Consider the following 16,263-nt stretch of genomic DNA (forward strand, 5'->3'; position numbering starts at 1 on the left):
ACTAACTTAAGCTATAAATGTTTAAGAAATTCACTAAGCAGAAAAAAAGGCAAAAGAAACCCCGCGTTAGCTAGTTGTCACTCTCTAATCCTGCAAATTGGCGTACTATACTGTCTTAAACGACTTATAAGCGCGTTTCAGCTTGTGTAGGTAAAAACCTAGAAATATTGTGAAGACATAAGGTGCACATAGTGCAAAAAATTAAAAATAAGACGCCAACTACGTTGTTTTCTTGCTGTTTAATCTGCACAGATGAAGATAACTGAATACCTTCAATACCATGATAAGGGCGCTGGCGGAGTTTGTCAAGGAAGTTTTTTCGTTATAGTATAAAGGAGTCCTATTAAAATCTTCTCAATAAAGGAAAAGCAGCAAGGAGCGAACCAAAAGCGATGAGAAAGGATCCAAGCCAGATTATAGACATTCCAGGTTTATAGTTCACTTTAGCTGCGATTTTGCTCTTACTCTTATCAATCTCACCGATTACAACATAAATATCAGAAAATAAATTGTGGTAGATACTGCTTTCAACATTTTTCTGACCTTCCACAAGGTAAAATCTATATTCAGGGGTTATCTCACCCAATATCTTATTATTCAGCAAATTCCTAATATCCATTGTACCTCTCACTGCATGGAAATTTTTTTCTTTTATTAGCTCAATATTTTGCAAAGTAACTTTAAATTTATTGACTGTTATGCTATCCCCTATTTTTAAGTAATTTTCTTTTTTCTCCTGCCAACCAACTGAATAAGCTATACCAAGCACTAAAATTGCCACTCCAGCATGAGCTGCCATCATTGCATAGTAGGATTTAGAAACTTTTCTTGCTAATAAAATTGATTCACCAAATGCTACCTTAAATAAACAAATTCTTTTACTATATGCTTCTAAAACAAAGATTAATAATGCTATGGAGATAGTAATTGATAGCACAATTATTAGCTCCATGTGAAAGATAAACGGCAAAATAGCTGCAGCACTACAGAATGAAAATCTGTATTCACGAAATATTGGCAATAGACTATTTCCCTGCCAACGGCAGTATTGCCCGATCATGGTGAGCACTAGAATAGCCAGTGCAATAGGATTAAATAAAGAATTGTAATATGGTGCTCCAACTGAAATTAATTCACCGGTTAAATACTCAAGCACTGTAGGGTATAAAGTGCCAACGAACACAATGAAAAAGGCAGTAATAAATAATAAATTGTTCATCAGCATCATCGTAAGGCGTGAAAAGAATCTTCTACCCTCTGTCACTTGAGTAGCAGATTTCTTTCTGGATTCCAATGTCGAGCACTGGAAAGATGTGCGATTTTTTCTCGTAAACACTACAAATATTACTAAGCTACTGACTGTAATTACACCAAGTAGAGCTAATATATACAGTCCATACCTTGAGTCATCTGCAAACGTGTGCACTGAGGTGAGTATTCCTGAGCGGACTAGAAATGTTCCAGTTACACTCAATATAAAAGTTGTAAGCGTAAGTAAAATAGCGAAATTCCTTAAAGTATTGAAATTTCGTACAACGAGCAACAAATGTGTCAGCGCCACTGCAATTAGCCACGGTATCAAAGAAACGTTTTCCACTGGATCCCAAAACCAAAATCCACCCCACCCAAGTTCGCGATATGCCCACCAGCTACCCAAGCTGATGCCCAAAGTGAGCAGCGACCAAGAAATAAGTACCCAAGGCCTGACAATTTTAGCCCAAACATTTCCTTCAGTATTTGCAATTAATCCAGCTATAGAGAGCGAAAAAGGAACGCTAAATCCAAGGTACCCCAAATATAATATCGGTGGATGAATAGCAAGGCCTATATCTTGCAATATCGGATTAAAACCCAATCCATCTTTTTCAACGCTTGGCATTTTAGTGAAGGGGCTGGATTCAAGTAAAGTGAACAGTAAAAAACAAAAGCAAATCAAGCCTTGGGTGATCAAGGATACTTTCTTCAATTTACTGTCGTTATCAGTAAAAATACCCATCAGAAATAGGTAAAAGGTAAGCACTAATGTCCAAAGCAACATAGACCCTTCTTTATTTCCCCAAACTCCACAAATCTTATAGATCAAAGGTTTTGTTGTGTGTGAGTGGTAATATACGTTTTCGAGTGAGAAATCATTTGTAATGTGGCAGTAGATCAAAATAGCCATTGATGTTGATACACAAAAAAATATGGCAGTGGTAATAAACCGACAAGAACTAAGCGGTAAAAACAAATATGTCAAAGACAATAAGCAGGCTACCAATAGCAATATATTCCCAAGTTCAGGCATAAAAAATTATAGTTTTTATATAAATAATATTACTGATGACAAGTTAGAAATTAAAGTGTTAATTGACGCTTGCTATTGATGCTAGCATAATGCCCCCGTAGTTAGCTGTGCTAGTATTAATTAAAAATTAAATATTAAATCTTTATACTTTTATAGATAGCGTTAATATTGAGGTAACATTGTAGGTACAACTAAGATTAGTAAATTTCCATTCAATATAAAAGGTAAAGTGGCAAAACAACATGCCGAACCAATAGTTGAAAAAAATCTCTATACTATTTTAGGATTCAAAAGTAGAGAAGATTTTGAAAATAAGACAAGTAAGCTTGTTAATAAAAAAGTTTGGCAATCATTTGTTGACTGCTTTGCAAAAGAAATAGATTATGCAGCAACTGAAAAAGTTGTAAAAAACATCGTTTGTAACATTGCAAAGAGTGATCAAGGTAATGCTTTTACCAAAACTGAACATCTGATATTAAATGAAAAGCAAGATAATAAAAAGAGAGAAAAAGCGATTAGAAAAACTGTTGGTATTTTGAGAAAAATCAATCCAGAAAAAGCCTTCAATGAACTTTCAGTAATAAAAAAACAAGCTGAAGATTTTTTACAAACCGATTTTTATAAAGCTCAGAGTAAACCACTTCAAGGATTTGCTCCATCTGGTGGACAGCTCTTTGCGGAAGTTCTGAAATATATAGAAACACTAGAAAAATTATCCGAAGTAAAAAGAGAAGGGCTAGTTAAAGATTTCTTGTTAAATCATGTTAGTTCATTGAATAAAAAGTATCCTAAATCACAAGGTAAAAGGGAAGATGCTATAACAATACTATCAAGTAATGAGTTGAAGAATTTTTACAATAAAGGAATATTACAACCAATGGTATCTTACAAAGAATGCAGAAACCTGTATGACAAAATGAACCAAATGAAAAATGAATCCAAAAGTATAATTAAAAGAGAAGGACGGGAAGAAAATTTGAAGAAAATAGATAAGTCGATAGTCAGTGCAATCAATGACATAAAAAAACATAGAGAAGCAATCCTTAACTGTAAAGACTTTCAAAGTTCTTACATAAAAGAGAAAAAAGAACATCCATTTAGAGGCAACGCATGTCAAAAAATAATTGATATATATCAAGAGAGAATTGCTGGATATCAGGAGAAAATTCGTCAAAATTTAAACCAAATAAAAGCGATATTAAAAAGTGCGCCGCAAGAAATGGATGATGTGGAAGAATTAGAGGAAATAATCGATGGTATGAATGAAGCGAAGCAGTGTGATGAAAATTTTGACTCAGCTTTGATTTGTTTATCGAACATACAGAATGAGCTAGATATTCAACTGGAAAATCCTTCAACAGAGCTAAGAGTTTTTCATATTAACGTTAAAACTGAAGTAACTCGGTTATAAGAGCCAAATTTTTGGGACAATTTTAATTCAAGACAGCTCTCGCAACTTTAGTCTGCGTTTTTATTTGGTTGTGTTTTGTTAAAAAAACTTTAGATTTATTTTATAATCGATACTCAAATATAATGACTCAAACTTGGAATTTGTTGCAAACAGGGCAAAAAGAAGGCTATAAAATTGCGTATACTAATGCTCGTATTATCGACCCGGAAACTAAACTTGATATAAAAGGTTCATTATTGACTGAAGGGGATAAAATTATTGACTTTGGTGAATCATTATTTTCAACAAGTGGGGTCGATGAAACAATAGACTGTAAAGAGCTTGTTCTAATGCCAGGCCTTATTGACATTCACGTACATTTTCGTGAACCAGGCCAAGAACATAAAGAAACTATATATACAGGCAGCAAATCTGCAGCTGCGGGAGGCGTTACAACTGTAGTTTGTCAGCCGAACACTGTTCCAGCAATTGATAGCGTTGTTTTGGCTAAATATTTGAAATATAGAGCACTTGAAACTTCACATGTAAACGTTGAATTTTACGCTAAAATCACCACTTCGGAAGAAAAGTTGACTGAAATGGCACTTTTAAAGGAAGCAGGTGCGGTTGGGTTCACTGATGATGGCATGCCAGTTATGAACCCAATGATTATGAGACAGGCGCTGCTTTATTCAAGTATGCTGGGTGTTCCTATTGCTCAACATGCAGAAGATTTAAATTTATCAGCAGGTGGTGCAATCAATGAAGGTAAAATTTCTGAAGAATTGGGAGTAAAGGGAATCTTGAGTGCGTCAGAATCGGTTATGGTAAATCGTGATATACTGCTCATGAAAGATATGGAAAATGTGCACTACCATATTCTACATGTCTCTTCAAAAGATTCACTTGATGCTATTAAACGTGCGAAAGATTTGGGATTAAATGTTACATGTGAAGTAACCCCTCATCACTTCACTTTGACTGAAAATATAGTAAAACAACATGGAGCAATTGCAAAAATGAACCCGCCGCTTCGCACTGAAGAAGATCGTTTAGCTATGGTTGAAGGTTTAAAGACAGGTGTGATTGATTGCATTGCAACCGATCACGCTCCGCATGATCGTAATTCTAAAGATCTTCCACTTGAAAATGCTGCATTTGGTATTGTTGGCCTTGAAACAATGCTGCCCCTTTCACTTGAACTTTACCACAGTGGGCAAATGGGTCTACTTGATGTGCTTGCAAAATTGACATATAAGCCTGCAGATATAATACACGTATCATGTGGTCGTATACAAAAAAACCTTGCTGCAGACTTAATTTTAGTTGACCTCAATCATGAATGGGAAATTAAAACTGACAACTTTGCTAGTAAATCAAAGAATTCCCCTTTCGATGGGCGCAAAGTAAAAGGGCACGTGGTACGTACTGTTGTGTCTGGCAAAACTATATACTCACAGAAAAGTTAGTTATCATACCTTATCTGTTCCAATTTGTTATCACCAGAATGGGCTAAGTGCACCTGAATTTGAAGTACATCGCATGACATATTTTTAACACTTAATTAATAATGAAATGTTACTTATCTTTCCCTAATCTATAAAGTTATTTTGTCTATCAATCTGATTCCAAAACAGCAAAATTGTTGTATAATGTTACTTTGAAGTTTTATTTTCAATGCACAAGTTTGCAATACTCTTTTCTATACTGTTTGCAATAGTTGCTTACTATTTAAACAGTGAGATTATATTTGAAATAGCAAAGCTGTTTAGTGACATATTTGTTAGTTTGTTGAAATTAATAAGTTTACCTTTAGTTTTTCTATCAATAGTTTCCACAATTTCAGGACTTAAAGACTCAATCGAAATTAAAACCTTAGTTAAGAAAACACTATTTTATACGCTGTTTACAACTATTATAGCTGCGTTTGTTGCATTATTGTTTTACCTGCTAATAGATCCAGTGAAAAAAAATTTCATATGTAACACGATAGGAAGTTTGGATAATAACAATTACAGTTACTTTTCATACTTAAAATCACTCATTCCTTCGAATTTTGTGCAAGTTTTTCTTGAAAATAACGTTATTGGTAGCATATTGATCGCTTTTTTGATGGGTGGAGCTATTGTTTCACTTTCAAAAGAAAAGCAGGACATATTACATCAAATATTCTCTGCACTTTTCGATACGTTACTTAAAATTGCTCAGGGGTTACTAAAGCTTGTTCCACTTGCTGTGTGGTCTTTTATTACATGTTTTTTGCACGAATTAAAAGGTGGTAGCGAGTTCTACAGTCTTTTATGGTATTTTGTTTGCATAATGTCTGCAAATTTTGTGCAGGCATTTCTGATTTTACCGCTACTTATGTGGTATAAAGGCATATCACCAATTCAAACGCTGAAAGGGGTTATGCCGGCACTCACACTTGCGTTTTTTTCTAAATCATCCAGTGCAACATTGCCAACAACTATAGACTGTGTGCAAAATAAGCTAAAGGTGCCAAAGAAATTGTCGTCCTTTATTTTACCAATATGCACAACAATTAATATGAATGCATGTGCTGCATTTATACTAATCACTGTAATGTTTGTTGCAGAGATGAATGGATGCGCATTTTCCTTAAGCGAAATGTTTATATGGATTTTTTTAGCAACTAGTGCAGCAATTGGTAACGCTGGAGTGCCGATGGGGTGCTATTTTATGGCAACCAGTTATCTGATGTCGATGAATGTTCCTCTGCATATTATGGGACTGATTTTGCCTATTTATACAATCATCGATATGTTTGAAACTGCAATAAACGTGTGGTCTGATATTTGTATCACTCAGATAATTAATAAAGAATGTAATAGTGAAACTTAAAAAATGATATTAAATGAAAACAACCTAATAATAAAAGAATTTAAAGAAGCAGAAGCAATTTTGCATGGGCATTTTGTTTTATCATCCAGGCTGCATAGTGACACATACATACAGTGTGCGAAGATTTTTGAAAATCCAAGCAGAGCCATGAAAGTTTGCGCATTATTAGCAGATAAAATAAAAAAAGAATTAAATAGCTCCATAGATTTAATATTATCTCCTGCAATTGGCGGAATAGTTGTAGGTTATGAGATTGGCAGGCAGCTTGGAATAAAGACAATGTTTTGCGAGCGCGTTAATGGCAAGTTTGAATTACGCCGTGGATTTAAGATCAAAAAGGGTGAGAAAATATTACTTATCGAGGATGTGATAACCACAGGCAAATCTTCACTTGAAGCAGTGAAATGTGCAGAAGGGGAGGGAGGTAAAGTCATTGCTGAAGCTTCTTTAATAAAGAGGAATAGTGAAACGAAACTGCCTTTTCCTGTCATATCTTTGATTGAACTGAACATCCAAAACTACAGCGAGGAAGAACTTCCAAGTGAATTAAAACAACTCCCCATAACAAAACCTGGGAGTAGAGAATATTTAACAAAGTAATCCTATAATATCTTGGAAACACAGCACTTATACACAGCTTTAGTTATTTACTCCAAGTGTATTTTATGTATACTTATTACTAAATTAGTTTTGAAATGATAGAAAATGAACGAATTTAAATCGATCCGTAATATAGCAATAATCGCACACGTTGACCACGGTAAAACTACTTTGCTTGATAACATGTTAAAACAAAGTGGCACGTTCCGTGAGAATCAAGAAGTTCAAGAGCGAGTTATGGATAGTGGCGACCAAGAACGTGAGCGCGGAATTACAATACTTGCAAAATGCACATCAATAATGTGGGGTGATGAAAAAATCAATATTATTGATACGCCAGGGCACGCAGACTTTGGTGGAGAAGTAGAAAGGGTATTGTGCATGGCAGATGGTGTGTTGCTGCTGGTTGACGCTGCGGAAGGTCCCATGCCACAAACTAAATTTGTGTTGTCAAAAGCACTAAAAGCAAATTTGAAGCCAATTGTGATAATCAATAAGGTCGACCGACCAGACAGCAGAATTGATGAAGTATTAAATGAAATATATGAGTTATTTTTTAACCTTGATGCAACCAACGAGCAGCTAGATTTTCCAGTGTTGTATGCTTCAGGTAGAAATGGTTGGTGTGCTAAGGAGCTTTCTGATGAAAGAAAAGATTTAAGCCCATTATTTTCAACGGTTATAGATTATATAAAACCTTCTGTTTATGATCAAAATGCCCCTTTTGCTATGTTGGTCACTCTACTTGAGTCTGATAAGTTTCTTGGCAGAATATTGACAGGAAAGGTTTATCAGGGCGTTGCAAAAGTCAATTCAGATCTTAAGGTACTTGATCTGGACGGTAAAGTAATTGAACGAGGGAGATTAACTAAGTTGCTCTCATTTTCTGGCTTGAAACGTATTCCAGTAGAACAAGCTGTGGCGGGAGACATAATTGCAATTGCAGGGCTTGAGAAAGCTTCAGTTTCTGACACTATAGCAGTACCAGAGGTTACAACTGCAGTAAGCTCAACTCCAGTTGATCCGCCGACGATGGCGATTACTCTGAGTGTTAATGATTCACCTTTTGCCGGACAAGAGGGAACAAAGCTTACCTCAACCGTTATAAAGGATCGTTTATATGCAGAAGCAGAAACAAATGTTGCAATTACCGTAACTTTGGCATCAAGTGGTGAAGCGTTTGAAGTAGGTGGACGTGGTGAGCTACAGCTTGGAGTGTTAATTGAAAATATGAGGAGAGAAGGTTTTGAGCTTTCAGTATCACGCCCTCGCGTGCTATTTAAGGAAGAAGATGGCAAAAAACTTGAACCTATAGAGGAAGTAGTAATTGATGTAGATGATGAATATAGTGGAATCATCATGGAAAAACTCAGCTTCCGAAAAGGTGAAGTGACTGACATGAGACCTTCTGGTAATGGTAGGACAAGATTAACGTTTTTAGTGCCATCAAGAGGATTAATTGGTTATCAAGGAGAGTTTTTAACTGATTCTCGGGGCACAGGCATAATTAACCGTTTATTTCATAGTTATGCTCCACATAAAGGTCCAATTTCTGGAAGGCGCAATGGAGTTTTAATTTCTACAGATAAGGGTGAGGCTGTGGCGTATGCAATTTTCAATTTGCAAGACAGGGGAATTATGTTTATCAAGCCACAGGATAAGGTATATTGTGGCATGGTTGTCGGCCAGCATAGCCGTGACAATGATTTGGAGATAAACGTGCTAAAAGGTAAGCAATTAACAAACGTAAGAGCTTCAGGTAGTGATGAAGCCATAAAACTCACTCCTCCAAAGATAATGACACTGGAGGATATGATAGCGTATATAGATGATGATGAATTGGTGGAAGTAGCTCCAAAATCTATACGTTTACGCAAGAAATTCCTTGATCCAAATGAACGTAAGCGTGCAGGAAGGGCAAAGAATAAGGAGTAGAGGTTTCTTTTTGCAGGTAATTTTCGTAGCAGCGTACTATCTCGCTTGTCAAGCGTTTAAAACATAAAAAACGCCAATATTTTAAAGCGGATAATAACCACGGGGCTTCTTTTGCCTTTTTTTTCATTTGGTAAATTTCTTAATGTTTGTAGCTAAAGTAACTTAGGTTCACCGACAACCGTCATCCCACTACGTGTTAGCGGGATCTATGTTAAGAGATACCGCGAATGAATCGCGGTATGACGGTTCTTGGCGGTATATTCGTCATCCCGCTACGTGTTAGCGGGATCTATGTTAAGAGATACCGCGAATGAATCGCGGTATGACGTGGGACTGCTGTCATTCCAGTGCTCCTTTTTTTGTCATCCCATTGCGTGACACTGGGATCTAGAAAAAAAGAACCAGTGTCAGCTACTTTCATGACATCATCATAAAGTAAACCAGTGTCAAGCTACTTGGATGACAGGAGAAGGGGCTACTTGGATGACAAGAAAGAGGCTACTTTCATGATACTGTCATAAAGTGAACCAGTACTTGGCTTGTGTTCTAGGCAAAACCTGCTATAACATTTAACATACTGTTTCCGAAACGAATGTTCTGCACTGGGATCTGCTATGTAAGAGGTCTAATGATCAACGAAGAAATTGTAAGAGAGAACTTAAAAAAAGTCATAGAGCAAAAAAGCGGCAAAGATGTGATCGCTCTTGGCATAATATCCTCAATCATTATTAAAGGCGGGGACATTGGTTTTGCGCTTGAAGTTGCCGGTAACACGCAAGCAAACGAAGAATTAAGAAGAAATTGTGAGCAAGCTGTTAAAGCTATACCGGGGGTGACAAAAGTGATCGTGGTTGCTACTGGTCAAAAACAAACTGGGCAACAAAAAGCTAAATTACATATCGAAGGAGTGAAAAATATAATCGTTGTGGCCTCTGGTAAAGGCGGTGTGGGCAAGTCCACAGTTGCGCTAAATCTTGCTCTCTCATTAGCAAAGTTGAAACATAAAGTTGCGCTGGTTGATGCAGATATATATGGTCCTTCAATTCCTAAAATGCTTAGCACTGAAAAATTAAAGCCAGAAATACAGGGTGGAAAAGCAATACCTATAGAAAGGTATGGACTGCATACTATTTCAATCGGCTATTTTGTTGACAAGGATCGTGCAGCAATATGGCGCGGACCTATGATCACAAAAGCACTTTATAATCTGCTCATGGGAACAAAATGGTCCGATATAGAGTATTTGATAGTTGATACACCACCTGGAACTGGCGATGTGCATTTAAGTCTTATGAAAAATTTTAACTTAACCGGGGCGATAATAGTTTCAACTCCACAGGAGCTCTCTTTAATCGATGCTCGCAAAATTTATGATATGCTTAAAAAGCTCAGTATACCGATTATTGGCATTGTGGAAAACATGAGCTATTTTACTCAAAGCGGCTCAGAAATATACATATTTGGAAAAGACGGCGCAAAAAGAATGTCTGAGGAGCTGGGCATCAAACTATTAGGCAGGATTCCTCTGGATCCACAAATATGTCATGCTTCTGATTGTGGAAATCCTTTAATGCTAAGTGAAGATTTGGCAGAGATTTATGAAGACATTGCTAAAGATGTTATAGCTAAAGTGGCTTAGGTTTACCTACAATTTGAAAAACCGTCATTCCGCTACTAGTTAGCGGAATTTATACCGCGAATGAATCCACAACTGTACGAACATTGTCTACCAGAAGGGTGTCATCCCAGTGCTTGACACTGGGATCCAGGAATTTTATTAAGTATAAAAATAGCTGTTTTATGTTAAAATACAACGTTTTGATGATTATGGAAAGGCTGGATTCCAGACTGGAATGACATCATCCTTTTTTCTGAATTCCAGTGTCAGCTACTTCCATGACATCATTATAAAGTAAAATGAGATCCCAGTGTCACGCACTGGGATGACAAGAAAGGGCTACTGGGATGACAAGAAGAGGGCTACTGGGATGACAGGGGAGTTGCCTTTTTTCTACTTAGTTTGGGTTATGCAAGAAATCTAATATGATTACTTCTATGCTTAGCCATTTTCAAGACAGGTTCTAAGAGACTTAATTTGTATATAGGAAAACCTTAAAGTCTTTTACTCATAGTATACAAAGTTTGTTTAAACTATTTTCAAAATAGATAAAATATAATTTTACAATTAGCATGAATAAAATGAATTATGATGTAATCATTTCAGGTGGTGGGTTACTTGGTCTTATTACTGCAATTGGCCTCAGTTGTGACTCTGTGTCTGTAGCTGTAATTGAAAAAAATAGTCTACCACGTATAGTAGATGACAACCGAGCATTTGCTATTTCTCAAGGCTCGAAAAAAATATTGGAAAAATTAGGGATTTGGCAGTTTATAGAAAGCGAAGCTGAGCCAATACTTGATATATGCATATTAGATGCGGTTACTGTGCATTACAATCATAAAATGGTTGGTGAAGAACCAATGGGTTATGTTATTAACAATGCTACTATATGGAATGCAATCAACAATAATTTTCTGAATAAACTAAATATATACTCTCCACATTCCTATAAAACAATTGCTTGTGATTCAGGATATGTGGAAATTATTCTTGATAATAACCAGGAATTAATATCATCGCTACTTATCTGCGCTGAAGGCAAAAACTCTAAACTACCAGAGTTATTTTCTATACCGACAGTGAAATTTGATTATAAACAAAGTAGCATAGTATTTAATGTAAAGCATGAACTGCATCACCAAAACTTAGCTGTAGAGCGTTTTTTTCCTGGCGGTCCATTTGCAATTCTACCAATGAAGGGTGGCTATACTTCTTCGATAGTTTGGACAGAAAAATCTGGAATTTCAAAAATGCTAATGGATCTGTCTGAAGAAGAATTTATTATAGAGCTCAAAAAAAGATTTGGTTCTTATTTAGGAGAGATAAAATTAGAGGGTGAAAGAAAACTTTATCCTTTAAGTTTTGTTTTCGCAAAAAAGTTATATAAGGGTAGAGTTTTGCTTATCGGTGATGCAGCACATTCAATTCATCCAGTTGCAGGTCAAGGGCTTAATCTTGGAATTAGAGATGTAGAAAGTGTTATAAAGCACATAGTTGCTGCAAAAGCATCTGGTATTGATGTTGGCAGTAGTTATTTATTAAAGAAAATTTCACGTAACAGATACTTTGATAATTTTACAATGGCGCTTGCAACTGATGGATTAAATAGGATGTTCTCCAACAGAATATTCTGCGCTAAAGCACTAAGAAATCTTGGCTTGATTGCAGTTGAAAATTCAAATTTTCTCAAAAAAAGCTTCATTCGGCATGCTATGGGATTTATATAAACTACTATTTTATAGCTAATGCAAGTCATACCGCCGCGGTATCCACAACTGTACGAACATTGCAATTTGGGCCTACCAGGAGGGTGTCATTTTCCTGTCATCCAAGTAGCTGACACTGGTTCCTTTATGACGGCAGTGCCCAGACACTGGGATCCAGCTTCTATGCAACTTAATTAAAAACGTTTGTTTTAGCGTAAGACAACTACCTTTAGCTCATCAGCTCAGTTATAAGCAAAATTTCTGGATTCCAGACTGGAATGACACCATTTGCTGTGCAATTTACCTTCAAAATGAATGTTCGTACAGTTGTGCGCAGTATCTCTAGATCCCGCTAACAAGCAGCGGGATGACGAATTTGTCGTTTATCAAATTGTAGGTAAACCTAAGCCACTTTAGCTATAACAAGCAGCGGGATGACGAATTTGTCGTTTATCAAATCGTTGGTAAATCTAAAGCTATAGGCATTAAGCACGATAAAGAAAATCATTTATAATCGCTATAGCAACTAGTGTAGACACTTGACGTTCCTTGTGATTTGATAAATAGAGGTTTTTATATGATTTTACAACAAGGGCTTCTGGATGACATTGAAAGTAAATATTACCGTGCTTATCTTCAATAGCCTCTATTACCCCATCACTGGAAAATGCTGCAACTTTATATCCAAGTAACTCCAATTTTCTTCTATTTTCTGGTGTATTACTTACTGCCCCTGAATGAGCATCTGGAAAATATGTTGAAAACCAGCCATTTTCATTAGGTATTAAGAATTTAGCTACTAATTCCGCTAAACGACTGTTTGGAACGATCTTTATATGCTGGAGAGGTGCATCCTCTTTATGTGGATTAGATGCTGATTTTAAATGAGATCTTCGCTTCTCTTCATCACTCACAACACTCACTACTTCAATTCCCTTTGCATTCATTATGCCTTCACATATGCCAAGTAAATGAATTGCAGGGTTATCATCCACTATTTTTGCAATTGCTTCAGTAACAAGCTGGCGACAAGGAGTGGGTGCTGAGTGTAAATTATCCGGAATAAATATTCTATTTATTTTGTGCTCTTTAATAAACTTTGCAACTTCAATTTTTATTCGGTCTAATGTCAGCTTCTTTGCCAATGTTTCATCTTGTTTTGCGAGATTAAGTGACTCTGTCTGAATTTTTTTAAGGCTAATTATCTTATTATAATCAATCAGTACAGTCTTAACCCCAAAGTTATTAAACATCTCGTAGATATTTTGAGATAGCCCAAGCTCATATGGGTATGTCTCTTCTTCCGTTTTCAACAAACCAACAACTATGTCATTATTTACTGTATTTTCTGCCGTCAAGGCAGTTGACGCTGGTTCTTCTTTTCTGGTTACATGTTGAGATGCCGGTTTTTCACTAACGCCAGCATAAGTAATATTGCTTAATAATAGAACTATAATTAATAAGATGTTAAATATTCTACTATAACATTTATACATATAGTTTACCTTCTCAACACTTATATTAATACCATAACATATTATAGAACGTTTTATAACAAAAAGGCAAATTTGCCAAGAAAGAGAAGGTGGCCTGAGCAGGAATCGAACCAGCGACACAAGGATTTTCAGTCCTTTGCTCTACCAACTGAGCTATCAGGCCAACTGTATACTTTCATTTTTAGATAAAAAATGTTATTATGTCTATCAAAAGTTTTTAAAGTAGTTTATATAAAAATAAAGGATGAACATTAATAACAGAATAGGAATCTACCCTGGCACATTTGACCCTATAACTTTTGGGCATATTGACATAATCAAAAGAGCGTGTAAACTAGTCGATAAATTAATAATAGGAGTTGCAGAAAACGTTAATAAGCATGTTGCCTTTGACACAAAGCTACGCACAAGCATGGCTGAAAGTGAAATCAAAGGGCTAGGAATTGATGCAGATGTTATATCTTTTAATGGGTTGCTAGTGAAGTTTGCCAAAGAGCAGAATGCTTCTGTTATTATTAGAGGATTAAGAGCAGTATCGGATTTTGATTACGAGTTTCAAATGAGTTGGGTAAATTATAAACTTCTTCCTGAAATCGAAACCATATTTCTTCCTGCTTCTGAAGATACTCAATTTATCTCATCAAGTTTTGTAAAGGAAATAGCAAGATTAGGAGAAGATGTTAGCAAATTTGTATCAAAAGGCGTTCAAAACGAATTGATTAACCTGAATAGGATAAAAAATGGAGAATAGTGCTTGTTGTTTTTTATTTCTGAATGGGTATATTCAATATATAAAATGTTATAAGCTAAAGGAGTAGCATGTCAAAAGTGAGGGTTAATAATAGAAAAGTTTGTTGTCATGGTGATGAGAATAATGAGGGTTCCGGCCATCCATTAATATATTTAGATATGGGAGAAGAAGAGGAAATAGCCTGCCCTTATTGTGAAAAGACGTTTGTCCATGACTGTACTGTAGAAGCGGTTGGGGAGCTGACTAGGGATGAACTCTAATGGCACTTTATTTCTTCTGCAGACTTAGCTTATGTAAATAGCAAGAAGAGGGGCAGTAAAAATGAAACTATCCATACGATCGAGCACTCCTCCATGGCCAGGTATCATACTTCCACTATCTTTAACACCGTAAGCTCTTTTAACAAGCGACTCAGTGAAATCGCCAAGTTGCGCTAGAATAGCGATTGCAAGGCCAATGATTGGAGAATAAAAAATTGAAAATAGACCAAAAAATATTGATCCAAAAATTGTGCACACTACTCCAGCTAAAATCGCACCAAGAAGTCCTGTCCAAGTTTTTCCAGGGCTAAGAATTGGGCAAATTTTAGCTCCACCAAAATTCTTACCAAATAGGTAGGCAGTAATGTCAATTCCCCAAATGGTTAAGACGAACCATACTAATGCGTATTTTCCCTGTGGTAGGTTATATAAATATATTAATGAGGCGCTTGGTAGTGCAATCAATAATAATGCGAAAACGTATAAAATTTTGTTTCCTTGGGTTAGATTATACCATTCAAAAGAAGATAAAACTGCTATTGAAAAAATCAATAGGTAAAACGATAAATCACTGAAATATGTAGCAAAAGAAAATATGAATAATATTACTATTGAGGACAATATTCTAATTATAAAATTATTATCTACCATATTTTTTCTCTCTTTTTGTATAATCTTCTAATGCTTTGCTCAAATCTTGACAAGAAAAATCAGGCCATAAAGTATCACAAAAATATAATTCAGCATAAGCTGCTTGCCATAATAAAAAGTTGCTTAACCTTTTTTCGCCGCCAGTGCGAATTAATAAATCCAATTTTGGCAGATCTTTAGTATATAGAAATTTTTCAAATTCCTCTTCTGATACATAAGCAATATTTTCTTTTATAATATTGCTTATAGCTTGTGTAATTTCTTGCTTTGCTCCGTAACTGACTGCCACAGTGAGTAATAAACCATCGTTCTTATGTGTCATTTCTTCTGCTTTTTTAATTTGATCCAATATTTTACTGGATAACAGACTTAAATTGCCAATAAAATTCAACTTAATGTTACAGTTGCAAATGAAATTGACTTTATCTTCATTAGTTAAAACGGAGTAAAATAAATCAAATAGACAGTCAGTTTCGTTTTTGGGTCTAAGCCAATTCTCCATAGAGAATGCATACAAAGTTAAGTAGGGTATGGTTAGGTCCGTACAATACTTGGCAATATCGTATGCAACTTCACTGCCCTTTTTATAACCATCAATTTTTACCTTTCCTTGATTGTTCGCCCATCTACCATTACCATCCATAATAATTGCTAAATGTTTCGGTAAAGATTCTTGATTCAACATTTAAAGTTCACCTAAACCA

General features: G+C 35.7%; 13 protein-coding genes and 1 tRNA gene. 9 read left to right on the forward strand and 5 right to left on the reverse strand.

What is annotated here, in order from left to right; translation table 11 throughout:
* Positions 1-343: 343 nt before the first annotated feature.
* Positions 344-2,287 carry a heme lyase CcmF/NrfE family subunit gene (locus tag ABWU50_RS02895; RefSeq protein WP_353276225.1) on the reverse strand — a complete coding sequence of 648 codons (1,944 nt, stop codon included), beginning with the start codon at positions 2,285-2,287 and terminating at the stop codon, positions 344-346.
* 178 nt (positions 2,288-2,465) lie between these two features.
* Between ABWU50_RS02895 and ABWU50_RS02900 the strand changes: the two genes are divergently transcribed.
* The 7 genes from ABWU50_RS02900 to ubiH all read left to right on the forward strand — a co-directional run bounded on the left by ABWU50_RS02900 (position 2,466) and on the right by ubiH (position 12,422).
* The gene (locus ABWU50_RS02900; protein ID WP_353276337.1) at positions 2,466-3,698 is read left to right on the forward strand and encodes a hypothetical protein; all 1,233 of its coding nucleotides are present in this window, start codon (positions 2,466-2,468) and stop codon (positions 3,696-3,698) included.
* 122 nt (positions 3,699-3,820) lie between these two features.
* Entirely contained in the window at positions 3,821-5,146 is a 1,326-nt protein-coding gene (locus ABWU50_RS02905) for a dihydroorotase (RefSeq protein ID WP_353276227.1), read from the forward strand.
* Positions 5,147-5,354: 208 nt separating this feature from the next.
* Complete coding sequence (locus ABWU50_RS02910; protein WP_353276229.1) at positions 5,355-6,539, forward strand: dicarboxylate/amino acid:cation symporter; 1,185 nt, start codon at positions 5,355-5,357, stop codon at positions 6,537-6,539.
* A 3-nt stretch (positions 6,540-6,542) separates the two neighbouring features.
* A complete protein-coding gene (gene pyrE, locus ABWU50_RS02915; protein WP_353276231.1) occupies positions 6,543-7,139 on the forward strand; it encodes an orotate phosphoribosyltransferase in 597 nt (198 codons plus the stop codon).
* A 105-nt stretch (positions 7,140-7,244) separates the two neighbouring features.
* A complete protein-coding gene (gene typA / locus ABWU50_RS02920; RefSeq protein WP_353276234.1) occupies positions 7,245-9,074 on the forward strand; it encodes a translational GTPase TypA in 1,830 nt (609 codons plus the stop codon).
* A gap of 628 nt (positions 9,075-9,702) precedes the next feature.
* Positions 9,703-10,713 carry an Mrp/NBP35 family ATP-binding protein gene (locus ABWU50_RS02925; RefSeq protein ID WP_353276236.1) on the forward strand — a complete coding sequence of 337 codons (1,011 nt, stop codon included), beginning with the start codon at positions 9,703-9,705 and terminating at the stop codon, positions 10,711-10,713.
* Between the two features lie 560 nt (positions 10,714-11,273).
* Positions 11,274-12,422: a 2-octaprenyl-6-methoxyphenyl hydroxylase gene (gene ubiH / locus ABWU50_RS02930; RefSeq protein WP_353276339.1), complete on the forward strand. Its 1,149-nt coding sequence runs from the start codon at positions 11,274-11,276 to the stop codon at positions 12,420-12,422.
* A gap of 464 nt (positions 12,423-12,886) precedes the next feature.
* Here the strand turns inward: ubiH and ABWU50_RS02935 are convergent, their stop codons facing one another.
* Both ABWU50_RS02935 and ABWU50_RS02940 read right to left on the reverse strand, forming a co-directional pair.
* Positions 12,887-13,897 (reverse strand): gamma-glutamyl-gamma-aminobutyrate hydrolase family protein, encoded by a 1,011-nt coding sequence (locus ABWU50_RS02935; RefSeq protein ID WP_353276238.1) that lies wholly within the window; start codon positions 13,895-13,897, stop codon positions 12,887-12,889.
* Positions 13,898-13,987: 90 nt separating this feature from the next.
* Positions 13,988-14,060 (reverse strand) — tRNA-Phe (locus ABWU50_RS02940).
* A gap of 81 nt (positions 14,061-14,141) precedes the next feature.
* On the opposite strand from ABWU50_RS02940, the gene coaD reads away from it, so the two are divergent.
* A complete protein-coding gene (coaD, locus tag ABWU50_RS02945; RefSeq protein WP_253309665.1) occupies positions 14,142-14,648 on the forward strand; it encodes a pantetheine-phosphate adenylyltransferase in 507 nt (168 codons plus the stop codon).
* A 68-nt stretch (positions 14,649-14,716) separates the two neighbouring features.
* Positions 14,717-14,908, forward strand: a complete 192-nt coding sequence (locus ABWU50_RS02950) for a zinc-finger domain-containing protein (protein WP_341820626.1) — start codon at positions 14,717-14,719, stop codon at positions 14,906-14,908.
* A gap of 24 nt (positions 14,909-14,932) precedes the next feature.
* Here ABWU50_RS02950 and ABWU50_RS02955 read toward each other — a convergent pair whose 3' ends face one another.
* Both ABWU50_RS02955 and uppS read right to left on the reverse strand, forming a co-directional pair.
* Entirely contained in the window at positions 14,933-15,559 is a 627-nt protein-coding gene (locus tag ABWU50_RS02955; RefSeq protein ID WP_264732170.1) for a phosphatidate cytidylyltransferase, read from the reverse strand.
* The gene (gene uppS / locus ABWU50_RS02960) at positions 15,549-16,244 is read right to left on the reverse strand and encodes a polyprenyl diphosphate synthase (protein ID WP_015589050.1); all 696 of its coding nucleotides are present in this window, start codon (positions 16,242-16,244) and stop codon (positions 15,549-15,551) included. Before uppS ends, ABWU50_RS02955 begins: the two co-directional genes overlap by 11 nt.
* Positions 16,245-16,263 lie beyond the last annotated feature (19 nt).

This window comes from Wolbachia endosymbiont (group A) of Pipizella viduata (genome assembly GCF_964028555.1).
Lineage (GTDB): Bacteria > Pseudomonadota > Alphaproteobacteria > Rickettsiales > Anaplasmataceae > Wolbachia.